This window comes from Spirosoma liriopis, assembly GCF_023196085.1.
Taxonomy (GTDB): Bacteria; Bacteroidota; Bacteroidia; order Cytophagales; family Spirosomataceae; genus Spirosoma; species Spirosoma oryzicola.
Window position 1 is genome coordinate 561,611 of sequence record NZ_JALPRF010000002.1, and the last position, 24,548, is coordinate 586,158.

At 48.5% G+C, this 24,548-nt stretch carries 21 protein-coding genes; 14 read left to right on the forward strand and 7 right to left on the reverse strand.

All coding sequences use genetic code 11. The features are described 5' to 3' along the window. Window positions 1–2 precede the first annotated feature (2 nt). The gene (locus tag M0L20_RS11415) at window positions 3–1,412 is read right to left on the reverse strand and encodes a vanadium-dependent haloperoxidase (RefSeq protein ID WP_248477075.1); all 1,410 of its coding nucleotides are present in this window, start codon (window positions 1,410–1,412) and stop codon (window positions 3–5) included. Window positions 1,413–1,567: 155 nt separating this feature from the next. Between M0L20_RS11415 and dnaG the strand changes: the two genes are divergently transcribed. Further along, window positions 1,568–3,595 carry a DNA primase gene (gene dnaG, locus M0L20_RS11420; protein ID WP_248477076.1) on the forward strand — a complete coding sequence of 676 codons (2,028 nt, stop codon included), beginning with the start codon at window positions 1,568–1,570 and terminating at the stop codon, window positions 3,593–3,595. A 172-nt stretch (window positions 3,596–3,767) separates the two neighbouring features. Here dnaG and M0L20_RS11425 read toward each other — a convergent pair whose 3' ends face one another. Then, window positions 3,768–4,154: a hypothetical protein gene (locus M0L20_RS11425; protein ID WP_248477077.1), complete on the reverse strand. Its 387-nt coding sequence runs from the start codon at window positions 4,152–4,154 to the stop codon at window positions 3,768–3,770. A gap of 231 nt (window positions 4,155–4,385) precedes the next feature. Here M0L20_RS11425 and M0L20_RS11430 point away from each other — a divergent pair, with 231 nt between their 5' ends. Next, window positions 4,386–5,081 (forward strand): LuxR family transcriptional regulator, encoded by a 696-nt coding sequence (locus M0L20_RS11430; protein ID WP_232561099.1) that lies wholly within the window; start codon window positions 4,386–4,388, stop codon window positions 5,079–5,081. 10 nt (window positions 5,082–5,091) lie between these two features. Here M0L20_RS11430 and M0L20_RS11435 read toward each other — a convergent pair whose 3' ends face one another. After that, the gene (locus tag M0L20_RS11435) at window positions 5,092–6,114 is read right to left on the reverse strand and encodes a LytTR family DNA-binding domain-containing protein (protein ID WP_232561100.1); all 1,023 of its coding nucleotides are present in this window, start codon (window positions 6,112–6,114) and stop codon (window positions 5,092–5,094) included. 182 nt (window positions 6,115–6,296) lie between these two features. Between M0L20_RS11435 and M0L20_RS11440 the strand changes: the two genes are divergently transcribed. The 3 genes from M0L20_RS11440 to M0L20_RS11450 all read left to right on the forward strand — a co-directional run bounded on the left by M0L20_RS11440 (window position 6,297) and on the right by M0L20_RS11450 (window position 7,892). Next, the gene (locus M0L20_RS11440; protein WP_232561101.1) at window positions 6,297–6,464 is read left to right on the forward strand and encodes a hypothetical protein; all 168 of its coding nucleotides are present in this window, start codon (window positions 6,297–6,299) and stop codon (window positions 6,462–6,464) included. Window positions 6,465–6,596: 132 nt separating this feature from the next. Next, complete coding sequence (locus tag M0L20_RS11445; RefSeq protein ID WP_232561102.1) at window positions 6,597–6,764, forward strand: hypothetical protein; 168 nt, start codon at window positions 6,597–6,599, stop codon at window positions 6,762–6,764. 12 nt (window positions 6,765–6,776) lie between these two features. Beyond that, a complete protein-coding gene (locus tag M0L20_RS11450) occupies window positions 6,777–7,892 on the forward strand; it encodes a lysophospholipid acyltransferase family protein (RefSeq protein ID WP_248477078.1) in 1,116 nt (371 codons plus the stop codon). A 98-nt stretch (window positions 7,893–7,990) separates the two neighbouring features. Here the strand turns inward: M0L20_RS11450 and M0L20_RS11455 are convergent, their stop codons facing one another. From M0L20_RS11455 to M0L20_RS11465, 3 genes are all read right to left on the reverse strand, one after another. Then, window positions 7,991–9,553 (reverse strand): Rne/Rng family ribonuclease, encoded by a 1,563-nt coding sequence (locus M0L20_RS11455; RefSeq protein WP_232561104.1) that lies wholly within the window; start codon window positions 9,551–9,553, stop codon window positions 7,991–7,993. A gap of 382 nt (window positions 9,554–9,935) precedes the next feature. Then, entirely contained in the window at window positions 9,936–10,802 is an 867-nt protein-coding gene (locus tag M0L20_RS11460; protein ID WP_232561105.1) for a tetratricopeptide repeat protein, read from the reverse strand. A gap of 65 nt (window positions 10,803–10,867) precedes the next feature. After that, window positions 10,868–11,170: an HU family DNA-binding protein gene (locus M0L20_RS11465; protein WP_171741255.1), complete on the reverse strand. Its 303-nt coding sequence runs from the start codon at window positions 11,168–11,170 to the stop codon at window positions 10,868–10,870. A gap of 141 nt (window positions 11,171–11,311) precedes the next feature. Between M0L20_RS11465 and mutY the strand changes: the two genes are divergently transcribed. The 3 genes from mutY (at window position 11,312) to gldE (ending at window position 14,400) form a co-directional block, all read left to right on the forward strand. Continuing rightward, a complete protein-coding gene (mutY, locus tag M0L20_RS11470; protein WP_248477079.1) occupies window positions 11,312–12,400 on the forward strand; it encodes an A/G-specific adenine glycosylase in 1,089 nt (362 codons plus the stop codon). 74 nt (window positions 12,401–12,474) lie between these two features. Further along, on the forward strand, window positions 12,475–13,017 hold the full coding sequence (locus tag M0L20_RS11475) for a single-stranded DNA-binding protein (RefSeq protein WP_248477080.1): 543 nt from the start codon (window positions 12,475–12,477) through the stop codon (window positions 13,015–13,017). Between the two features lie 39 nt (window positions 13,018–13,056). Then, window positions 13,057–14,400, forward strand: coding sequence for a gliding motility-associated protein GldE (gldE, locus tag M0L20_RS11480; protein ID WP_232561108.1), 1,344 nt, complete (start codon window positions 13,057–13,059; stop codon window positions 14,398–14,400). Window positions 14,401–14,423: 23 nt separating this feature from the next. Here the strand turns inward: gldE and M0L20_RS11485 are convergent, their stop codons facing one another. After that, a complete protein-coding gene (locus M0L20_RS11485; RefSeq protein ID WP_248477081.1) occupies window positions 14,424–15,533 on the reverse strand; it encodes an LBF_2804 family protein in 1,110 nt (369 codons plus the stop codon). A 203-nt stretch (window positions 15,534–15,736) separates the two neighbouring features. Here M0L20_RS11485 and M0L20_RS11490 point away from each other — a divergent pair, with 203 nt between their 5' ends. The 6 genes from M0L20_RS11490 (at window position 15,737) to M0L20_RS11515 (ending at window position 24,446) form a co-directional block, all read left to right on the forward strand. Further along, window positions 15,737–16,858, forward strand: a complete 1,122-nt coding sequence (locus M0L20_RS11490; RefSeq protein WP_248477083.1) for a DUF3500 domain-containing protein — start codon at window positions 15,737–15,739, stop codon at window positions 16,856–16,858. Between the two features lie 42 nt (window positions 16,859–16,900). Continuing rightward, window positions 16,901–17,842 carry a sugar phosphate isomerase/epimerase family protein gene (locus M0L20_RS11495; RefSeq protein WP_248477085.1) on the forward strand — a complete coding sequence of 314 codons (942 nt, stop codon included), beginning with the start codon at window positions 16,901–16,903 and terminating at the stop codon, window positions 17,840–17,842. A 132-nt stretch (window positions 17,843–17,974) separates the two neighbouring features. After that, window positions 17,975–19,579, forward strand: a complete 1,605-nt coding sequence (locus M0L20_RS11500) for a S8 family peptidase (protein WP_232561112.1) — start codon at window positions 17,975–17,977, stop codon at window positions 19,577–19,579. 205 nt (window positions 19,580–19,784) lie between these two features. After that, window positions 19,785–22,655 carry an excinuclease ABC subunit UvrA gene (gene uvrA / locus M0L20_RS11505; protein ID WP_248477087.1) on the forward strand — a complete coding sequence of 957 codons (2,871 nt, stop codon included), beginning with the start codon at window positions 19,785–19,787 and terminating at the stop codon, window positions 22,653–22,655. Window positions 22,656–22,712: 57 nt separating this feature from the next. Further along, window positions 22,713–23,123: a hypothetical protein gene (locus tag M0L20_RS11510; protein WP_248477089.1), complete on the forward strand. Its 411-nt coding sequence runs from the start codon at window positions 22,713–22,715 to the stop codon at window positions 23,121–23,123. A 75-nt stretch (window positions 23,124–23,198) separates the two neighbouring features. Continuing rightward, on the forward strand, window positions 23,199–24,446 hold the full coding sequence (locus tag M0L20_RS11515) for a metal-dependent hydrolase family protein (RefSeq protein WP_248477091.1): 1,248 nt from the start codon (window positions 23,199–23,201) through the stop codon (window positions 24,444–24,446). Window positions 24,447–24,548: the final 102 nt, after the last annotated feature.

A 24,548-nucleotide genomic window follows, 5' to 3' on the forward strand; every position in this document is an offset into this window, starting at 1 on the left:
CGCTACTTCTTCCAAGCAAGGGCATTGACATTGGCTCCAATCTTCTTTCCTTCGGCTAATCCCGTCTCATTGTCCTGACGGGTGTGAATGTTTCCGTAAAAGCGGGAGTCTGCCGATTCCTGCGCGGACTCGACAAACGATTTGAACGAGCGGGCTTTAAACTCAACGTTCCGACTGGCATCCTTTGCCCGACCGACGTGCGAATCATCTGTGAAAGCGAAACTCTCGCCGTACAAGTCAGTCAACACGATAGCGGCTGACGACGACTGCGTAGCGTGACCTGAAGGATAGCCGGGGAAGGGGGGAGCTGGCCAGAATGGAACCCAGGCCGGATCAATGGCCAGCCGAGCATAGGTGTAGGGCCGAAGGTTATTGAACAAATATTTACACCGCCAGCATAATACGAACGCATCAGAGACTGCGATACCTGTTCTGGCAAACGTTTCGGCGGCTTTCGCCAGATCTGCTTTAGCCGTCTTAACAGTAATGTTGGCGATGCTGTACGAATGACCAGGTGGTGTGAACGTTTCAGCAGGATTATCGGCCCACCATACGGCAATCTCCTTTTCTGTCTGGGTCAAGTTTTTCGATTTTACATATACATCCAGATACTGTGCGAACATTGCTGACTTCACATCCGTCGAATAGGGTAGCGGTTTAGGCATCGGCAAGTCCATATTTGCTTTGACAAACGTTCGGTTCTTCCCCCAGTAAGGCTGCATCGGAATCTTCTGTCCGTTTTCTGTCGTTTGCCAAAGTCCCGGCCCCGTCGGTACGACATAGCTGGTCGGAAAATTTCGGCTATAGCCCTCATGTCCCCCGTCGGTTTTAGACCATTCAAACAACGCATTGGCTACATTCTGCCCAAACGTTACAGAACGTTGATTGACGCCCTCGTCTGAGCCCTTAAAGTCGGCGTACAGCGTTTTTTCGAGCGCGTCGATGGCTGACTTGTTCGCAGTCGAGGCCGTTGTGTACAGGCTACGTAAGATCGTTGCTTCGGCAGCATTGGCGCAAAGTGCCCAGTTATATTCCTTGGCGTCGGGCTTGGGGAGGGTTGTTAAGCCCTGAAGTTGACCCGCCAGCGACCTGTGATCCGTTATGCCGGGAACAACCGCTTCGTACATAGCCAGACCAGCGTAACCAAACGCTCGGGAAGCTACTGGTGGACTAAAGCCAGGTGTTGTCATTGTCAGCTTCAGTTGAAGGGCTGCCCACTGGCTAGCTACGTCGGCATTGTATTGATTGGCTGGTTTACCGCTTGGTGCGTTGGCATCCGGTTGGGTTGGTTCAACAGGCTGAAGGCGGCACGCTTGAAGAATAGCTAAAATTAGTAGCGGCACCCATGCTCCGCGTAGCACACGCAAAGACACCAGTTTGTCCACTAGAACTAACGGTAAATAATCGTTCATAAGCTACGGATAAGGACATGATCTGGGATCAAGTGCCTAGCTGATCCGTCAGCAAAAAATTTGCCAGATGCAGATTAATATTCCTGTTTTGCGTTTGCGAACTGGCAAAGGGGCCGACTTTCAGAGTAAATTTGATTTCTCAATTCTCATTGTCCATGCGTATTCCCGAAGAAACAGTTGAGCGAATCCGCCAGTCGGCTGATATTCTCGAAGTTATTAATGACTTTGTCTCTCTAAAGAAGCGCGGCAGTAATTACATTGCCTGTTGCCCGTTTCACAACGAGAAAACGCCGTCATTCAACGTTAACCCCGTTCGACAAATCTATAAATGTTTTGGCTGCGGTAAAGCGGGAGATGCGGTGAAATTCGTAATGGACATAGAAAACATCGGTTACGGCGAAGCACTTCGGTACCTGGCTAAGAAGTACGGTATTGAGATTGAAGAACAGGAGCAGACGCCCGAAGAGTTGTTGCGGCAAAACGAGCGGGAGAGTTTGCTGATTGTTTTAAATTTCGCCAAAACGTTTTTCCAGGAGGCTCTGCTGAAATCGGATGAGGGGCGAAGTATCGGACTAACTTATTTCCGTGAGCGTGGTTTTACCAACCCTACGCTCGAAGCCTTTGAACTGGGCTACAGCTTCGATCAGTGGGATGCGCTCATGAACGAAGGAGTGCGTAGAGGCTACAATCGCGATCTCCTGGAGAAAGCGGGTCTCATACTGAGTAAGGAAGGCGGTAAAGTATTCGACCGCTTCCGGGGGCGCGTTATGTTTCCAATCCATAACGTTTCGGGGCGTGTCATTGCGTTTGGTGCTCGTATCCTAAAGACGGATAAGAACCAGCCTAAATACCTGAACTCGCCCGAGACGACGGTTTACCACAAAAGCCAGGTTCTGTACGGAATCTATCAGGCAAAACAAACCATCAGGCAGGAAGATGTCTGTTACCTGACAGAAGGCTATACCGACGTTATATCGCTTCATCAGGCCGGGATTAAAAACGTGGTGGCTTCGTCGGGTACTTCGCTCACAACGGAGCAGATCCGGTTGATTGCCCGCTTCACATCAAACGTTACTATTTTGTATGATGGCGATGCTGCCGGGATAAAAGCGGCCCTGCGTGGCCTTGATATGGTGCTTGAAGAAGGGTTGAACCTAAGGTTGCTTCTTCTTCCCGACGGCGAAGACCCCGACAGTTACGTTCATAAGGTAGGCGCTGATGCATTCAAGCAATACATCAAGACAAACTCACAGGATTTTATTGACTTTAAAGCTGGACAGTGGCTCTCAGAAGCTGGTGATGACCCGCACAAACGAGCGGAAGGTATTTCAGACGTGTGCGCTAGCATTACGCGAATTACGGATCACTTAAAGCGCCAGACACTTTCGCAGCGGGTCGCGCAAGTGTTTCATGTCAGTGAGCAGTCTGTCATCTCCGAGATCAACCGCTTGCTCCGAAAACGGCAAGCCCAGACTCAAAAAGAATATGATCGTCAGCATGACCGTGCTTCTAGGCAGGATACACCACAGCAGGAGCCATCGGTCGACGAATTGAACGCGCTGTTTGCTGAGTCAGGTATCGAGGGTATACAGCCAACGGTTCCGAAACAGCCGCTTGCTCCGGGAAACCGAACATCCACTGCCCGAACACCCCTGTCGTATCAGGAAGAAGAGTGCATCCGTCTGTTGATGAACTACGGCGCTCGGGAGCTTGAACCCGGAATTACCCTTTGCCAGTATGTGCTAAGCGAACTTCACGATATAGAGTTTCAAACGCCCCCCTTCGACCTTATTCTTACGCTTTTCCGGGAAGCCTATCACCGGGGAGATATCTTGACGGCTGGCGACTTTTTGACGCAACAAGCCTCGGACGATTCTATCGTTCAGAATCAGGCTATCAACCTAACTACGCCACGCTACGAAATCAGCGAAGGGTGGATCAAGCACGAGATTTATGTGCCATCCGAAGAAGAGATTTCTATTCTTGCTGATTCAGCGTACAAGAATATCCTACGAATCAAGAAAATGCTCGCTGAGCGACGCATGAACACCTTGCAGCAGCAATTGCGGGACAGTAAAAACAAGAGTCCTGAAGAAGCAGATCAACTTTTGTCCGAATTCATGCACTTCAAGCGAATCGATATTGAAATATCTAAGCTTTTGGGCACAGTCATATCCGGCTAGTACTCACACCATGCATTAAAGCCTTTCGTAGTAACAAAATAACGCAGAGTGTTAACAATCTGTCGATTACTTTTTTATCTTAGTACAATAGTAATTTTTTACTATAATGACCACAAAAAAAGTTCCCTAATTACCTAGGGAACTTGCCTTTATCAAGAAGGAGAGGTGAACACTAAGCTATAGCTACCGTTTTAACACTGGTCAGTTCAGCGTCAATTTCCCGGTTCAGTTCAGTTAACAAACGAGCGTGAGAATGAAGTTGTCCAGGCTTAGAAGGTTGCATGGCACGGCCCGCTTTTTGACCAGACATATCAACCATTAAAGTCATTAAGACATCGCTCATATGATGACGTAATGTAATAAGTTTGCGTAAGCGCGACCGGTTGTTTGCGTTCGACTGCCGATGACTATTAGACTGGAGCGAATTGATAACCTCAGTGAGTTTAGCGTAGCGACGATGGAACTGTTCCGTGGCTTCTACCCACTCCATGATTATACTTTGTATTTCAGTTGAGGACGCTTCGTAAGCAGACGACATTGTTTCTTCCTGGATCATCATATCGCTAGTTTCTGAATAGACAGACGGTTGGCTGATGATCAAAAGTAGTATGGTACTATAAGGTAAAACAAGTCGTTTTGCGTGAAATCACCATTTCTCCGGACGAAATCACCCATAAAAAGGGCCTGTTTTCGGTGATTTCGTCCGGAGAAATGGTGATTTCAGAATGTTGTTGTTGTTTAAACTCTAAATAGGCTAGTACTTTCAATCACTCTTTTACAAATAACAGACATGGATCAGCCAACGACAAATCAGGATGGCGCAAAAAACTTCGCACTACGTCGACGGGATTTTTCTATTCTCGTGGCGCAGTCAGAAGTATTCAATTGTGAAGTATTGAGTCAACTGCTAAAGGAGCAAGGATACAATGTAGTAGGACGTGCTGTCGAGATGGAGGATACGCTGAAGCAAATTCGTGTCAAACGTCCCCAATGCGTTATTCTTGAGTCCGAGATCTCCGGTAAACGAAGTTTTGATATAGTTGAAGAGATGCAACAGTCTAATTATCAGACTAAGTTCATTCTGTATACGAGTAAACCTGACCTGCGCATGATTGCCAAAGCCATGCAAATGGGCTTCTTTGGCTTTTTGTACGCTAGCGATGGGTTGGATGAGCTATATCGTTGTTTTCAGACCGTCAGTGCAGGCGGGTGCTATTACAGTAGCGGATTTATGAGCTTGCTGAAGAATTTTGGTGTGGAAGTACTCTCCGATAGCACACGAGATGAACTAAATCGATTGACGGACCGGGAGCGCGAGGTCTTAAGAATGGTCGCTAATGGCTTAACTGCTGGAGAAATTGCCGATCAGTTGGGGATTAGCTACCGAACTGCCGTAAATCATAAGACCCATATAGCAAAAAAGCTACAATTAGGTAGCTGTCGTCAATTGCCAAGATACGGTATATCCGTAAAGAGTTACTTATGAAATCAATTACTTAGGAGGCCATGATAAACGAATCCGTAGACGTATCAGCGTATGGACGCTGACCATTACCCTGTAACCATTCACGAAATTCCTGCATACGGGCACGAGGAACCACTATTTCGTGTCGATCAGGTGTGTTTAATCGAACAATGTATTTACCATTCTCCCAATATGCGTAATTGAGAACAGCCTGCCGATTAACAATATAGTCGCGTTTGATGCGGAAGAAACGACTAGGATCTAATTCCGTTTCTAGTTCATTCAGCGTTTTTGCGACTAAATACTGGCCTTTTTCCAGCTGAGCGTAGTAGTATCGATCTTCAATGGTGAAGAAGTAAACGTCTTCAACGGGGAAGTCGAGTTCGCCGTGCTGGTTTTTACCCTTCATGTGGGATAAATAATTGCTGGCGGGCGCAGCAGCTACGGTTGTTTGTGCTGCAATGGCAGCTTGAGCTGCCTGAACGGCCATAGCCGCCTGACTCTCAGCTGCTTCCTGAGCTTCCTGTCGCTGCGTAAAATAGTCAGATAGCAGAGACGTATTGGTTACAATGTAACCAATCAACAGCATTGGAATTAGATAACGAAAGTAGATACCAGCGGTAAAAGTGCCTCCCAGGTATACTTCCCAGTATTTTGAAAAGGTATAGTTAGGAAACTGCTCTAGCAAAAAGCGGATCGTTTCAGTTGCCGGGTTGAAAACGAAAAACGACAACAGAATCGTAGGCAGCAGTAAAAGCTCGTATTTGGTTATATCACGCCACGTCAAATCGACCGAATCGATCTTATAACGGGTATGATGCAGATTGATTAATGTAATAATGATGTATGTGCTGCATATTTCCGGAATAAGCAGGCTTCTCAACCAAAGGCTGACGTAGGGCAGAAGGCCCCCAGCTTTAACCAGCTTTTCTACTTTGACTGTGTAGGCAGATGTCCAGGATAGCCCTTCAATAAGCAGAACGATACCTAACAGAAGCCCAATTCCGTAGATCGGCTTTTTTAGGAAAGTCCTTGTTAATTGTATTGCTTTCATGTTGCCCTTAGCAAAAATCTGGACTAAGATAATGGTAATAATTGACTAATCCAATACGCATTATTGAGACTTTTCTTCGATTGATGACCCTTGCCCTGGAATCTAATTTTGTATCAATCAAACGGCGCACAAAACAGCGCCAACCAGGCAAGTAAACCAAACGAAAAAATAGAAAAGTCATCATGAAAAAGCAATTCGCAATCAAAGCCGTTCAAGCAACTAAAAACAACGTTCTATCAATTGCTAAAAGAGAATCAGCAAGCATTCTCCGACTAGCTGCCGACGATAACGGTTGCTGCCAAGTAATGGCCTTCAACAGACTTTCTTCCAAGCTTACTCTTTCCCTTTAATAGGTAAAAGTAAGCCATCCGCCCAGCATCTCCACAAACAAGAAATTGCTTCTTGCCGAGATCGCTTTCAAACAGTGCCTAAAACAGCGCTGATCAAGCAAACAAATCGAACGAAAAAACAGAAAAGTCATCATGAAAAAGCAATTCGCAATCAAAGCCGTTCAAGCAACCAAGAACAACGTTTTGTCTGTTGCTAAAAGAGAATCAGAAAGTATCTTACGACTGGCTGCTGGAGATATACCATGCTGCTATGTAATGGCCTTCCAAGGAGTCTCTTCTAAACTTACTTTTTCCCTTTAACAGGTAAAAATTATGTCATCCGCACTGCGTCTTTACAAACAAGAACTTTCCCGTTGTCGGGATCACTTCCAGCAGATTGATCTGCACAAGGAACGAGGCTACCTGATGAAGTTCACAACGTTTTCTGCTAATGTCGAAAACATCATGCCCTTCATTCCTCGCAGTGAACACGAAACGCTATTTCAGGAGTTATTGTTGCAACAGGTTTTTACTACGTTCGATCACCAGTGTTTAACGGCCGGCGATCTAGTAAAAACAAGTGGAGCGCAGGAATTATTAACAAAGCTGGATAGCCCTCGCATCTATTGTACCTATCACCTTGGATCGTATCGAATTCTGACGAGTTTATTGTTTCGACGGGGAGTCGATTGTGTACTGCTGCTTGGCAGCAATGCAAACCGTCATCAAGGAGAAGGAATGATAGAACATGCTGAAGGTTTACGCAAAAAGTATAACCTGACCAATATTTTCCGCATTGTCGAAGCGAACAGCCCCTCTGCTGGGCTAACCGTTCTGCGGGAATTGAAAGCAGGAAGGTCGTTGATTGTTTATGTCGATGGTAGCCCTGAGACAGCACCTGAACCCGGCGAGGAAGATAAGTTTATTTCAGTGCCGCTAGGGGATCGTCGAGTATTGACGCGTAAAGGAGTTGCGTATCTTTCTCATGCTACCGGTGTACCCATTGTACCCGTAGTTTGTTATCGTCAACCTGATTTAAGAAATGTAGTTCATTGTCTTGACCCCATCCGGCCTATTCGCCACAGTGATCGGGATATGTACTGTCAGGAAGCAATGACGCAGTTGTACAAGGCTTTCTGGCCTTATCTAAAGCGCTACCCAGCCCAATGGGAAGGGTGGACATATATCAATTCGTTTTTGGAACCAGAAGAACCAAAACGAACGGAACAGGGGCGCTGGCCTGCACGCCCAAGGTTTAATCAAGATCGGTACACCCTTTGTGATCTTGAAAAGGCACCTATTCTATTTGACCGTCGTTTGTATCAGACGTATGAAATTACGGAGGACCTACGTGATCTGCTTTTGAACATCAACTCAGTTGATTCCGTAGAGGGACTTGTCGGCAAAGATATGTTCGGCGAGTTAATGGAAATGGAGGTTCTCCACTAAGACATTGTAGCGAAAGTAAAGGGGTTTCATTCGAGATGAATGAAACCCCTTTACTTTTAACGGGTTACGTTAAATTACTTGTAGCATTACTTTATTTATTAAGCTCCGCTACCTGTTTCGATCTCCTCACCTGACTTATTGAAAAATTTGAAGTTGACAATGCCCAGTGAGCTGTCCTTTACAATCTTGATCCACGTTTTGTACTTCATATACCATTGCATTTGCTTGGAATAAAAGCCTTTGGTATAGTAGGCATACAGAAATGGGTGCATTGTAATGGAAATCCCTCGCTCATTCTGTTTGGTCAAAATGTAATCAAGGTTATTTTCAATAACGTCGGTGACAAGCACACTTGCCTGGATCGTGCCGGTTCCTCCGCAAGTTGGACAAACCTCGCGAGTAACAATGTTCATTTCGGGCCGTACTCGCTGACGCGTGATCTGCATCAGCCCGAACTTCGTTAAAGGCAGTATCGTAAATTTAGAGCGGTCTGACTTCATCTCATCGCGCATGATGTCTTGCAGAAGCTTTTTATTTTCTGCTTTTTTCATGTCGATAAAGTCAATCACGATAATCCCGCCCATGTCCCGTAACCGAAGTTGCCGGGCAATTTCTTTGGCTGCCTCACGATTGACACTGATAGCGGTTGCTTCCTGATCTTCTTCCGAATTCGACTTATTACCGCTGTTGACATCAATGACGTGCAGCGCTTCCGTGTGTTCGATAATCAGATAGCCGCCACCGGGCAAGCTTACCGAACGGCCAAACAAAGATTTTAACTGCTTCTCAAGCCCTAACGCTTCAAAGATCTTTGCCTTGCCGCTATGAAGTTTAACAATTTTCTCTTTCTCGGGAGCAATCGTATGAATGTACTCCCTGATCTCGTCGAACGATTCGCGGGTATCAACTGTGATGCTTTCGAACGACTCATTGAGCATATCGCGCAGGATGGACGACGCTCGATTCATTTCACCCAGTACCCGGTCGCGGGGTTTGGCGTCGGCTAATGTCTTAATTGCCTGTTCCCATTTAGCGAGCGAATGCTGAAGGTCGCGATCAAGCTCTTCAACATCTTTGTCCTGCGCAACAGTACGTACAATGACGCCGAAGTTTTGCGGTTTAAGCGACGACATCAGTCGTAGCAACCGCGACCGCTCGGCTCGGTCTGTAATCTTTTTGGATAAATTTACTCCGTCCGAAAACGGCACGAGGACCAGATAACGGCCCGCAATCGATATATCGCAGGAAAGGCGTGGACCTTTGGTCGAGATGGGTTCTTTGACCACCTGAACCAGGATGGGAGCGTTCTTTGTCAGCACCTTATCGATCTTCCCAATCTTCTCGATAACAGGCTCCAGCTTCATGTTGCTGAGCTTGCCGGTAGTGACGCGCTTGGCGATTACATCTTTGACAAACTTATTAAACGAATTGATATTCGGTCCTAAGTCCTGGTAGTGCAAAAAGCCATCTTTCTCGTGCCCAACATCCACAAAAGCGGCATTGAGCCCTGATGAAAGCTTTTTGACGGTTCCTAAGTAAAGATCGCCAACGGTGAAGCTGCTGTCTAACTCTTCTTCGTGATATTCCAGCAATCTCTTGTTTTGCAAGAGTGCAATCCGATCACCTTTCTGAGTCGAACTGATAACTAATTCATTACTCACAAGATGAATGAACGGTTAAGAATGGCTATATAAAAAAAAAGAAGCCACGCTCGGGCTTTTTACAGACCGGCACGAGGCTTCCAAAACGCGTAGGCAGTAGACAAGTTTACAGTAGGCAGCTATCGGCGGAAAAGCCGACTGTAAACTGCCGACTACTTACTACTTTTTCTTGTGCCGGTTTTTTCTGAGCCGTTTCTTCCGCTTGTGGGTGGCAATCTTGTGCCGTTTCCGTTTTTTACCGCAAGGCATAGTGCGAATGCTGTTTAGTGGTTTAAAATATGTGTCGGCCTATCACTCGATAAAGCCCAAATGGTTGTAAAGTTTTAACGTTGACGGTTCCTAAGTATCAATGAACTTTATCCGTGTCAACTATATACCCTACTTATTTTAACCGCTCTTCGTATTCTTGAACAGCGGCTAGAATTTGTGGATCTTTCTCCTGTGTTTTTACCTGAGCCAGTACTTTTTTAGCTTCCGCTTTCTGACCCGATTCCGCTAGACTGACGCCCAGATAAAACTGCGCTTTACGACTCGCCGGATTCGTAATTAATATCTGACGGAACCGTTCAACAGCCCGCTCGTACTGACCTGACCGCATCGATAATAGGCCGAGGTTGAACAAGGCTAGCTCGTTGGTCGGATCTTGCTTCAGCACATCGCGCAAAAGCATAATTCCTTGCATCGGTGTATCCGTATTGACGTAGGTCATCGCCATATTAGCTTTGGCCGCCAGTAAGTTCGGATTCTTTGCAAGTACTTTCTGGTAAAAATCACGGGTCTTCTGACCCAACATTGCTGTTTTGTTCTCGTCAACAGCGAACGTGTAAGCTTCAAAATACTGATCGCCCGCCTGGAGCATATTCTGTTCGGTTGGTTGACTAGTCGCTAGCAGATCAGCGTAGTGAGCTGCGCTATCATACTTGGTCACGTCCCGGAACAGAGCAATTAACTTTGTTGCTGCCGATTCTTTCTGGGCCGAACTCGCCGTTAAAAACTGAGTCCTTAACGCCGTTAGTTGCTTTTGTTGTTCTGGAGAAAGAGGCTTTTCATGAGCCGCTGCGCCCTCAAGGGCTTCGTTGCCAGCAGCTGCCCCGTGCTGAGTCGAGGTAGGTGTTTGCTTCGTGCGGTTTACTGGTAGTGATTCACCCAATTGTTTGCTTTCATTGCGCACGACAACTTTAGGCAAGGTATACAACCCTGCGGTTAAAGCGGTAGCTAACACGACAACAAACAGTACTGACTTATTCATGATAGAAACGAATCACGGAGCAAATGCCTAGACTGGACTCAGACACTGAGGACCGCTTTTAGTGCTTACTCAGCCGCAACTTTGGCTTTGTCGCTGGTTTTTACTTGTTCAACAAAAACCTTGGCGGGCTTAAAGCTCGGAATATAATGCTCATCGATTACCATAGCGGTGTTCTTCGAGATGTTCCGGGCTACTTTCTTGGCTCTTTTCTTGTTGATGAAACTGCCGAACCCTCTCACATAAATATTCTCTCCCTCGGCCAACGAGTCCTTAACTACCGAAAAGAAGGTCTCAAGGGTGTTCGTTACCTCAGCCTTATCAATTCCGGTCTTATCGGCGATCTCTGCAATTACGTCTGCTTTCGTCACGACTTCTTAAACTTTAACGTTTACTGTGTTGTTGAAAATTCGGGTGTCAAAAATGGGAGCACAAAGGTAGGGGTTTCTAAGAAATTATAAAACCCTGTGTTCCAGTTTTTCATCGTTAACGACGCTTTTTCCTTTTTTATTTTGAATTGGCAATCAGACCTTAACGTCAATGAAACGGTATTTGTACCTAGTCTTGAACACTGGTATGAGTACCACAAACGCGACTTGCCCTGGCGTCACACGCGCGATCCATATTCCATCTGGCTGTCGGAAGTAATTCTCCAGCAAACCCGTGTAGCGCAGGGAAAACCTTACTATGAACGGTTCCTGAAGACCTATCCAACAGTACAGGACATGGCCCGTGCTGATGAGCGCGAATTGCTTCGACTCTGGCAAGGGCTTGGGTATTACTCCCGTGCTCGAAATCTGCACCAGACAGCCCGTTACGTAACGGACGAACTTAATGGAAAGTTTCCGGACACCTATCATGATCTGTTGAAAATGAAGGGCATAGGCGTGTATACCGCTGCCGCCGTTGCTTCGTTTGCTTTTGGTGAGCGGGTACCCGTTGTAGACGGCAATGTGTATCGGGTGCTCGCCCGCGTGTTTGGTATCAACGAGGACATCACGACAACGGGAGCTAAGAAGACATTTGCGGCACTGGCGACTCGTCTGATTCAACAGGCTAACGATCCGGCAACGTACAATCAGGCTATTATGGAGTTTGGTGCCATCCAGTGCACGCCCGTAGCGCCCGACTGCCTGCTATGTCCGGTTCAGCAGCAGTGTGTAGCGTATCTGACCGGTCAGCAACATCGCTTACCCGTCAAGGCAAAAAAGGCTCCCGTTCGCGAGCGCTATTTTCAGTATCTGATTTTTAGAAATGGCGATAAGGTAGCCATGCGTGAACGTACTGACCGGGATATCTGGCAAAATCTGTACGATTTTTGTTTGATTGAGACGGATGAACCTAAAGCGATGTTACGCGATCTGCCGCTGCCTAACTTAGTGAACGAATTGGTAATGCAAGGCGTTTTTGCCACTATGCCGACCGAAGCAACGCAACTGCTGTCGCACCAGCGGATCAAGGCAACATTCTATGAAATCGACTTACCCGACAAGCTTGCAGACCAGTTGCCTATGGGCTTACAATGGTACTCAACAGGTGAAGCGGGGCAGTTGCCCAAGCCCGTATTAATAACGAACTATTTGGAGAAATCCCTTGGATAAGTGCGTTGATTTCAGTATCTTTAATCTCATTAAACCCAGCGAAATTTTCGCACGTAACTAATAAAACGATACATATGGCAAGCCTTAACAAAGTAATTATTATTGGTAATGTGGGCAATGATCCGGAAGTACGCTACCTAGATGGCGGTTCCGTTGTTGCCAAATTCAGCGTTGCCACTAATGAGCGATATACCACTCGCACCGGTGAACAGGTTGAGTCAACGGAGTGGTTCCGGGTTGAGGTCTGGAATGATCAGGCAAAAACAATTGAAAAATACGTGCGCAAGGGGCAGCAGATTTATGTCGAAGGCCGCCTGCGGACAGAAACCTATACAGATCGGGAAGGTAAAGAGCGGTTCTCGCTCGGCGTTCGTGCTACTACATTTCAATTTTTAAGTGGCCCGAATGATCGTCAGGACGGTGCTTCGTATGAAGCGCCCGCTCAGCAGTCGGCTCCGGCTCCCCGTCAGCAGCCTGTTGCTCAAGCCGCTCCGGCACCAGCACCTCGTCCGCAGGCCGCTCCGGCACCGCAGCCAGCCGCAGCGCCCGAACGTCGTAGGCAACCCGATCCGGTGCCTTTTGAGAGCAACAGTGGCGACGACGATTTGCCGTTCTAAACTGCTCAACGCTCTATTGTTGAACGAGATCTGATATACATGGACCCCAGTAGTGATCCTCTTCCTCGACAGGTGCTTTCAGCCGCTGATGGCTGGAGCACCTATTTTGATTTATACGCACCTTACGCGGCCCTGATTTTGCTGCTTCTGGTTCTGGCTGGTTTAGTATCCGCTTCCGAAGCTGCTTTTTTCTCTCTTTCCCCGGACGATCGTGCTCAATGCCGGAGCAGCGTTCAGCCCAGTGATCAACGAATTGCCAATCTACTTGACCGTCCCAAACGGCTGTTGGCATCGCTGGTTATTTTTAATAATCTATTAAATATCGCCATTGTTGTTATCGTCACGTATTTGACGTGGGAGTTTCTGGAAGCATACCATGCCTCGGGCTGGATACTTTCCGGTGTAACTCTGGTGGTTACATTGGCAATTGTTTTGTTTGGCGAGATTGTACCTAAAGTATATGCTAGCCAGAACAACATAACCGTTGCCCGACGAACAGCCCCGCTGGCACAAATCGGGCTAGCTGTCTTTCGGCCCTTAGCGATGCTACTTGTCAACTTCAGCAACCAGATTGACCGACGAGTTGAACGCCGGGGGTACAAATTGTCCGTCGAAGAGCTTAGCCAGGCTGTCGAATTAACGGGCACGAATGCTACAACCGAAGAGAAGGAAATACTTAAAGGTATTGTCAATTTCAGTAATCTGACGGCTCGGCAGGTGATGCGGGCCCGACTCGATATCTCAGCCATTGAAGATGACCTTACTTTCTCTGAGCTGATGACGCAGATCAATGCCTCGGGCTATTCGCGAGTACCTGTTTACAAAGAGTCATTGGACCAGATTGAAGGTATCCTTTACATAAAAGACTTGCTTCCACATCTTCACGAAGATGATTCCTTTCAATGGCAGACGCTGGTGCGACCCGCGTTCTTTATCCCTGAGAACAAGAAGGTGGACGATCTGCTACAGGACTTTCAGAAACGTCGCGTTCACATGGCCGTTGTGGTGGACGAATACGGTGGAACGCGCGGTCTGGTAACGTTGGAAGACATCATCGAAGAAATTTTTGGTGATATCAACGATGAGTTCGATGATGAAACGCCCCTTGGTTATCGACGTGAAGACGAGCGGACAGTGGTATTCGAAGGCAAGGTTCCTATCACTGACGTGTGCCGTGTATTAAACGTAGACGCTACTACCTTTGAGTCTGTGCAGGGCGATAGTGAATCGTTGGGCGGGTTGTTACTCGAACTGTTTAGTCGGTTGCCCAAGTCCGGCGACGAAACAACCTACGCTGGCTTTACTTTCCACGTGTTATCGGCAGACGACAAGCGGATCAATGAGGTCCGGGTTACGAAAGATGACGCCGTTGAAGTTAGCTGAAAGATCAACACGCTACAATCTCGTTAAACCCAAAGACCTTTGCCGCGATTATAGTCTTCGCCGATGCGTTGGATGTCGCTGGCTGAATAGGTAAGAAAGTTCTTGGCACGTAACTGGCGGAGCCGCTGTTTTTCAACCCAAGACAATTTACCATCCACCAGCACACCAAAAACAATTAGTCGCTCAAGACTTCTGCGTACTTCGTCGGGAGCGTTGGCTGCCTGCTCAACAAAGTGCCCTGTCAATGTAACGTTTGTCCGTAAGTTGAACCGATCAACCAGCGTCTCTGTGAGTAGAAAGTGGGCGTAGTTGTACTGACGTTTCAGAATAGCCACGTATTGCAACGCTTCTAGTATGAGGGGACGGAACTGCTCGTTGTTGCCCCACTCGTCGTAAAGTTCGTTTACAAATTCGCGGATTGTGAGTGGAGCCATAACCCGCACTTGCGCTTCGTGAAGGACCTGCCAGGATGCATAAGCATTCCAGGCCGCGTAGATTGGCATCCCTGCCAGATCGGTAACCTGCCGTAACGCAAAACGGCCTAAGAAGCGCTTTAACAAAAACTTCAGAACCAGATTAGTTAGAGCCGCTTTAACAACATTTAGTACAAAGAAGATAGTGAGTCCCCAACGCGGCATGTTCAGGTAAGGATCGATGCCAAAGCGCAAAATGCCCCGGTTTGTTTTTTCCAGTGCGGCACTAGCAAGCGCTTGCAGATGGCGATCATATTGCGCATCGTGAGCACGAGGAAACTGGCATACCTGCATGATTGTCTTAACGCCCAGCAGATTCAATCCGACCAACAAGTTGATCTCGATGTAGACCAGCAACAGGCCATACAAGGCTGTGATGATAGGTACGTAATAAGTCGTTCCAAAAATGGGAATCGGGGTGTTCTGAAAAAAATCCGGCCACGTGTACTGCGGAATGTACAACAGTAAAACGCCCATAATACCCAATAGGGCCGCCAGGCTGAGCGTCAAAATTTTTGTGCGCCGAATTATGCGGCTTTCAACGGGATTAAGTACGTACGGCTCATCAGTCGGATGCGATGTGTCGAGTGCCTGCCGCAGATAGCGCATGGCCAGATGGTCGAGGGGACCAAAACTGTTATTCGGTGGCCGGGTTGACATGATCGTAGAGTGACAGTGGATTTATTTCTACAACTAGTGAAAGGGCCGGGTTGTTAGCAAAAAGTGTACAAATCATCAAAGCTTTTGACTGATTTCAATCGAGAGGGATTGGGACGAAATACTTGGCAACTTTCGGCGATAGAGCGCTACTTACTACTCAGTAAAATTTAAGCGGGGAGTGCTTTACAAAAAAAGCACTCCTTATGTTGAGGTTAGTACGCATTCTCTTTTGCTGTCTGATCGTCGGACAAATACGAGCACAAAGCGTAGCTCCACCAAAAAGCAAGCCGTCAACTCAGCAGGTACGTGACGAAATGCAGGAAGCGGTTCAGGCTTTCCTACAAACGTTGTCCCCAGCCCAACGGCAGCAAGCAATCTTCGCCTTCGATGATCCCGAGCGGTTCAACTGGCACTTTGTTCCGAGAGAACGCAAAGGATTACCCCTAAAGCAAATGACTCCTGAGCAGCGTCGGACTGCTATGGCGATGCTCAAGACGGGGCTTAGCCAGCAGGGATACGATAAAGCATCGTCTATAATGGATACGGAAAACGTGTTACGAGTCATCGATAACCGTCCGCCCAACGATACATACCGTGATCCAGAAAATTACGCGTTTACCGTGTTCGGCGATCCGACGACCAAAAATCCGTGGAGCTGGCGGGTCGAAGGGCATCACCTATCGCTTCAGTTTTTGTCTCTGACAGGACGCGTACTTGCCCAGACACCTACGTTCTTTGGTAGTAATCCGGGCGTTCTGGAATACGATACCCACATGGCCGATAAGCGGATGTCTGACCCGCGCGTTCAGAATCTTCCCCAGAAAGGGCGGCAAATTTTGAAACAGGAAACCGAACGCGCGTTTGCGCTGCTAAAAACGCTTGATTCTGAACAGCGTAAGAAAGCAGTACTGGCTACTGTCGCATACCCCGACATCATTACGAGCAATCGGCGGAAGGCATCGATTGAAAAGATGGATGGTCTGACATTGTCAGACATGAACGCCGACCAGCGTAAGTTATTTCTGGAACTGCTACAGATCTACTTAAACAACTACCGGATCACGCTGGCCAACCAGCAGATGGCCAAGCTACAGAAATCAGGTCTGGACAGTTTACGCTTTGCCTGGGCCGGCGATTTGACGCCCGAATTGGGGGAGGGTAAGGGCTGGTATTACCGCATTCATGGCCCGACGATCTTGATTGAGTATGACAATACGCAGACTAATGCCAATCATATTCACACGGTTGTGCGTGACTTAACCAACGATTTTGGTGAAGATCTGCTGAAAGAGCATTATCAGAACAGCACGCACGGCAAGCCCTGAACGTTAAAAAGTTAATAAATCGCACCGATTGTATCTACCTATATGAATGAGTTAACGCGCCGACACTTTTTGCAGACAACCTTAGGGATGTTTGCCGCTATGGGTACAGCAACAGCCTCACGTTCGTACAGACCCAAGCCGTTATTAGCTTTTTCAACACTGGGTTGCCCGAAGTGGTCGCTGGAAACGAGTTTGGATGCAGCCGCAAAAAATGGCTACGATGGTATTGAAATCCGAGGAGTCGCGGGCGTGCTGGACTTAACCAAAAGCCCTGCTTTCGACAGTGCGGAGCATATTGCCAGTAGCCGCCGACTTGCCGCCGACAAAGGCGTGAAAATCATCAATCTGGGTGCGTCAACGCAACTGCATCATGCTGACGCGGCAACCCGCCAACGCCATCTGGATGAAGCAAAACGATTTATCACGCTGGCCGATCAATTGGCCTGTCCCTACGTCCGGGTGTTTCCCAACGATATACCCAAGAACGAAGAGCGCCGACCCACCATTGATCGAATTACGCAAGGGCTGACCGAACTGGCTGATTATGCAAAAGGTAGTCAGGTAAGTATACTGCTCGAAACCCATGGTGACGGCGTTCAGCCCAACGAATTAGTGGGCATGATGCAAGCGGTCAAATCACCCAAAGTGGGCCTGATCTGGGATGTTTTCAACATGTGGTCCGTCACTAAAGAGCCGCCCGCCCAGGCGTACGCAACCTTAAAGCCTTATATCCGGCACGTCCACATCAAAGACGCAAAACTGGTGAATGGGGCGTACCATTATGTACCGTTAGGTCAGGGAGAGTCCCCAATTTTTGACGCTATCACGGCCTTGGCAGATGGAGGCTACAAAGGGTATTACAGCCTGGAATGGGAAAAAATGTGGCATCCTGATCTGGAAGAGCCCGAAGTTGTTTTTCCGCAGTACCCCAAAATTTTTAATCAGTTTTATGCTTCGGGTAACAAGCCTGGACAAAGCAAATAGGGCCGTTGATAATCCTTTTCAAACGTTGGCCTTTTTGACTATTCTGAGAAATAAGTGTGCCATTTAACAACTTTTAAGTCCTACTGCTGCTTGTTTCTTCGTAATTTGTGAATATTTTTTTGTTACCAATTCATGAAGAAACTCCTTATCAGCGCGTCTGTCTGTCTGTTTTCCATAGCAGCAACGGCGCAGGAAACGCAGTGGTATCTGCGGGATAAAACCGATAACACAGCTGGCATCAGCGTTGAACGTACCTACCGCGAGTTGCTCAAAGACCGGAAACCCACGCCTGTAATTGTCGCAGTGATCGACGGTGGTATCGACACAACGCATGAAGATCTGAAGCGGGTATTGTGGATCAATCCAAAAGAGGTTGCAGGTAATGGCAAGGACGACGATAATAACGGCTACGTAGATGATGTGCATGGCTGGAACTTCATCGGCGGTAAAGATGGGCGTAACGTCAGTTATGAAACGGCGGAAGTAACCCGGCTTTACGCGCAGCTCAAGCCAAAGTACGAAGGAAAAACCCGCTCTTCGCTGAAACCCGATCAGCAGAAAGAGTACGATCTGTACGTAAAAACAAAAGCGGAAGTCGAGAAAAATCAGGCGCAGTACAAAGCGCAATACCAGGGTATCAGCCAGTTTTACGAGCAGTACACCACCGCCGTTGACGTGTTGAAAAAAGCGCTGAATGTCACAAAGCTTGACACGACTACGTTGCAAAAAGCCGCTGATACACTGACGGACGCTAACCTTAAACGGCCTGTGGCGGGTATCCTGCGTCTGTTGAAGCAGCAGGGAGCATCAGACGCTGACGCCGTCACCAGCGAACTGGAAAAGGCCAACGAGCAACTAAAGTCGCGGGCAGAATATAACTACAACCCAGATTTCGACAGCCGGGCTATCGTAGGTGATAATCCAAACGATATGAACCAGCGTGATTACGGCAATGCCGACATCGCTGGACCCCGGGCCGATCATGGCACGCACGTTGCCGGAATCATCGGCGCTGACCGGACTAACAATCTGGGTATTATGGGCATTTCTGATGCGGTTCAGATCATGGGTGTTCGGGCCGTTCCCGATGGCGATGAGCGCGACAAAGACATTGCCAATGCAATCCGCTATGCCGTCGATAACGGCGCGCAAATCATCAATATGAGCTTTGGCAAAGACTACTCGCCCCAGCGTAAAACAGTTGAAGATGCCGAGCGTTACGCACTATCGAAAGGGGTTCTGATGGTCCATGCGGCTGGCAACGACGGAAAGGACATCGACACGGCGGCCAACTATCCGGCTCCTCGCTTTATGGATGGCAAAGAAATTCCGAACGTGATTACGGTTGGCGCTAGTGCCGAAACGAATAACAGCGAGCTGGTTGCCAGCTTTTCGAACTACGGGAAGCAAACGGTAGACGTTTTCGCGCCGGGTAAAGATATTTACTCGACCGTACCGGGCAGCAAATACGAAAACAACAGCGGAACAAGTATGGCGTCTCCAGTGGTAGCAGGCGTTGCGGCTGTTCTTAAGTCGTACTTCCCCAAGCTTACTTACGCCGACATCAAGCGAATTATCATGCAATCGGCGACACCTTACAAGACTAAAGTGCGTCGGCCCGAATCAACCGACACGGTCGAATTTTCAAGCTTGTCGAAAACGGGTGGTGTCGTAAATCTGTACGATGCGGTTAAACTGGCGCTTGCTCAGGAAGGGAGCGCGAGCAAAGGAAAATAAGCGAACGAACGGATTTATTGATGAGGCCAGCTATCGCCAAAGGGCGGTGGCTGGTCTTTTTGTTTTGACGTTTGAACAAAGCCCGAAAAATGAGTAGAACGTAACGGGCTGATTCGATAAAACCTATTGGTCTTATGGAAACTCCCCTTGGCTGTTTTACGTTGTTCCTTAGAATAAGCCAACCGCAACGCGGCCCGATTCCAACGTGACTGAAGAAAAAACAACAAATCGGCGTTCTGAACTTACCGATATTGATCTGACGGGTTTTGACCAGATTGAAGTGCTGGGCGCCCGCGAACATAATCTAAAAAATATCGACGTTACAATTCCCCGCAACAAGCTGGTTGTTGTAACCGGAATCAGCGGTAGTGGCAAGTCGTCGCTGGCGTTCGATACCATTTACGCCGAAGGCCAACGGCGCTACATGGAAAGCTTCTCTGCGTACGCCCGTTCGTTTATCGGTGATATGGAGCGACCCGACGTAGACAAAATCAACGGGCTAAGTCCGGTGATTTCCATCGAGCAAAAGACCACGTCTAAAAACCCCCGTTCAACGGTTGGAACCACGACGGAGATTTATGACTTCCTGCGGCTATTCTACGCCCGCGCTGGCGAAGCGTTCTCCTACGTGACAGGCCGCAAGATGGAGCGCCAATCGCAGGACCAGATTATCGACACGATTCTGGGTCAATATGCCGGTCAGAAATTAACCTTACTGGCTCCCGTTATCAAAGGCCGGAAAGGACACTACCGCGAACTGTTTGTGCAGATCGCCAAGACGGGCTACACCAAAGTTCGCGTTGACGGCGTCGTTCAGGACATTGTTCCGAAGATGCAGCTGGACCGCTACAAAATTCACGACATCGAAATTGTCATTGACCGCATCATTCCAAAACCCGACGATCGGTTTCGGCTGAGTCAGTCCGTGCAGACGGCCTTGAAGCAAGGGAAAGGAGCGATGCAGATGCTCGACGGAGAAGGACAGCTGGTCTATTTCTCCCAGAACCTGATGGACCCCGAATCGGGTATCAGCTACGACGAGCCTTCACCGAACTCGTTTTCGTTTAATTCGCCGTATGGTGCCTGTCCCGTTTGTAATGGTCTCGGCGTTATCGAAGAAATTACGGAAGAATCAGTTATTCCGGATAAATCATTGAGTATCAGTCGGGGTGCTATTGCGCCGTTAGGCGAGTATCGGGAGTTGTGGATTTTCAAGGAAATCGAAGCGATTCTAAAGAAATACAAACTCAATCTGACAACGCCCGTTTCCAAGTTCCCACCGGAATTGCTTCACGCGCTGATGAATGGCACCGAAGATGAGTCGGCTGTTCCGTCGAAAAAGCCGTCTGGTGAAGATGCGTATAATTTCAAGTTCGAAGGCATTGTAAACTTCCTTAAGCGGCAACAGGAAAACAGTACCGATAAAATTCAGGAGTGGCTCAAAGACTTCATGGTTGTCAAGTCCTGCCCTGAATGCCACGGTGCCCGGTTGAAAAAAGAATCGCTGAATTTTAAAATCGACCAGAAAAACATTTCCGAGCTGGCCCGTATGGACATCTCGGAACTGACCACCTGGTTCGATGGGCTAGAAGACAGCCTGAGTGATCGGCAGAATGTCATTGCGAAAGAGATCCTCAAAGAAATTCGCAAGCGTATTGGTTTCCTGCTCGATATCGGTCTAGACTACCTCACCCTTGACCGGGCGTTGCGGACGCTGTCGGGTGGCGAAGCGCAGCGTATTCGCTTGGCTACACAAATCGGAACGCAGCTGGTGGGCGTCCTGTACATCATGGATGAACCGAGCATCGGACTGCACCAGCGTGATAACGTGAAGCTGATCGATTCGCTCAAGAACCTGCGCGATCTGGGCAACACGGTTCTGGTAGTTGAGCACGATAAGGACATGATGCTTGAGTCCGATTTTATTCTGGACATCGGCCCTGGTGCCGGTCGGCATGGTGGTCAGGTGGTCGGTATCGGAACCCCCGAAGAGTTTTTGAAAAATGGCAGTACAACGGCGGATTACCTCAGCGGTCGTCGGGCCATCGAGGTTCCTGTCGAACGGCGCAAAGGAAATGGTAAGTTCTTGATCATCAAGAATGCAACCGGTCATAACCTGAAGAACGTAACGCTGAAATTGCCACTCGGCAAGATGGTTACGATCACGGGCGTATCGGGCAGCGGTAAGTCATCGCTGATTCACGAAACCCTATTCCCCGTGTTGAATCGCCATTTTTACAAGTCGAAGCGGGAGCCGCTGCCGTTCAAGACGGTTGACGGTCTGGAACACCTAGACAAAGTAATCGAAGTCGATCAGTCGCCAATCGGTCGGACACCCCGCTCGAATCCGGCCACGTACACGGGTATGTTTTCGGAGATTCGGACGCTATTCGCTGAACTACCCGAAGCCAAGATTCGTGGGTACAAACCTGGTCGGTTCTCGTTCAATGTCAAAGGTGGTCGCTGTGAAGACTGCGAAGGCGCGGGCATGAAGAAGATCGAAATGGAGTTTCTGCCCGATGTACACGTCATGTGCGAAACCTGCAAAGGCAAACGCTTTAACCGCGAGACGCTGGAAGTGCGCTTCAAGGGAAAATCCATTGCCGATGTGCTGGACATGACTGTTGAGCAGGCGCTCGATTTCTTTGCCAGTCAGCCGAAAATTCTGCGCAAAGTGCAAACTCTGAACGATGTAGGGTTGGGCTACATTACGCTCGGTCAACACGCGACAACGCTCTCGGGTGGCGAAGCGCAACGCGTAAAACTTGCCGAAGAACTGTCTAAGAAAGATACTGGCAAGACGCTTTACATTCTTGACGAACCGACAACGGGTCTGCATTTTCAGGACATTGCGCACCTGCTAGACGTGCTAAACAAACTGGCCGACAAGGGTAATACGGTCCTGATTATCGAGCACAATCTGGACGTGATCAAAGTCTCGGACCACCTGATTGATCTTGGGCCTGAAGGCGGTAACAAAGGCGGTAACATCATCGCCGAAGGTACGCCGGAAAAGGTCGCTGATGTGCAGGGAAGCTACACTGGTAAGTTTTTGAAGCTGGAATTGGCGGGATAAAAGACGCAAAAGCTAGTATCTTCGCTGATTGTAAAAACAGCCTGAGAAAATAGAAAAATGCGTAATCCCTTTTTTTACATTTTATTGCTTGCGCTGGTCGTTGTAGACGGCTGGCTGTTGTCGCACCCCAATCTGATCGGTCAGGCTGGGGTGTTCTTTTTCGAGTATGACTACATCGCAACGTTTCCCAAAGCCCTCGGAACGGTAGCGATTGTCGTTGGCGTAACCCTGCTGGTGTCCTGGGGCGTCAGACGATTGAGTCAGGCCGTCGCTTTGGGTATTCTGGTCGCGCTCTTAGCCGCATCAGCTTATTATCTGTTTCAAAGTTTTACCCAGTACAATACGGGTGTTTACAAACTTACCGGAGCTGGTTTTCGGGCAGGCGCTATCCTGTTGCCAGGGCTTCTTGTGCTGGTTTTTGGTAAGGGCGTATGGGATGCCGTGACGAACAAGCGGCCTCAAGTATAAATACCGTCGAACGAGAAAGGGGATGGTTTAAACCGTTCCCTTTCTTATGCTTCTCCTGAATCAACCGACTTTTCTATGAATAAGCTTTACATCCTCTTATGCTGGCTACCCACGGCGCTTTTTGCCCAAACAACCTATCTGCTTAAACCTGATCGTGTCTTCGACGGTGAAACCAGCCATGAGGGGTGGGTGGTTCGGGTTACCGGGGAGAAGATTGAAGCCGTAGGTGCCGCTGCTGCGGTTTCGGCCAGCGGAGCCGAAGTGATTGATCTGAAAGGAACGACGTTAATGCCGGGACTGATCGAAGGACACTCGCATCTGCTGCTGCATCCCTACAACGAAACACCCTGGGATGATCAGGTTCTGAAAGAAGCCCGGTCATTGCGGGTGGCGCGTGCGACGGTTCACGCCGAAAAAACGCTGCTGGCTGGTTTTACAACCGTACGCGATCTGGGAACCGAAGGTGCTGATTACGACGACGTAGGCATCAAACAGGCTATCAACAAAGGAATCATCCCCGGTCCGCGTATGGTTGTCGTGACGCGGGCGCTTATCGCATCGGGTAGCTACGGTCCGAAAGGCTTTAGCGCTGATATTGAGGTGCCGCAGGGCGCAGAGGAAGCAGACGGGCACGATGCCTTGATTCAGGCTGTTCGGCGGCAGATCGGTAAAGGAGCCGACGCCATAAAAATTTACGCTGATTACCGCTGGGGACTTATGGCCGAAGCCCGTCCGACCTATACGGTTGACGAAATCAAGCTTATTGTCGAAGTGGCAAAGAGCAGCGGTCGTGGTGTCGTTGCGCACGCCAGCACTGCCGAAGGAATGCGTCGGGCGATTATAGGTGGCTGCGAAACGGTAGAACATGGTGATGCCGGAACCCCCGAAATCTTTGCGTTGATGAAACAGCAGGGTACGGCGCTTTGTCCAACATTGGCGGCTGGCGATGCGGTTAGTCAGTATCGGGGCTGGAAAAAAGGACAGGAGCCAGAGCCCGCTCGTATTCGCGAGAAGCGGGTGACGTTCAAACAGGCGCTCGACGCGGGCGTAACCATCTGTGCCGGTGGCGACGTCGGCGTGTTCAGTCACGGTGATAACGCCCGTGAACTCCTGATGATGGTCGATTACGGCATGAAGCCACTCGATGTGCTCCGGTCGGCTACGTCTGTCAATGCTGATGTGTTTCACCTGACCGATCGCGGGCGGATCAAAGCAGGGTTACTGGCTGATCTGGTAGCGGTAGACGGCGATCCAATAAAAACAATTGCTAATCTGCGTCAGGTTAAGGCAGTTATAAAAGGCGGAATTTTCTACAAACGATGAGTATAAACTTATTGTAATTTCTCTCTGTTACATTTTAATGCAAATGTATTGCTGCTTTTTTCACATAATTTCATTCGCCGTTAGGGTTTTTGGGTTAATTTC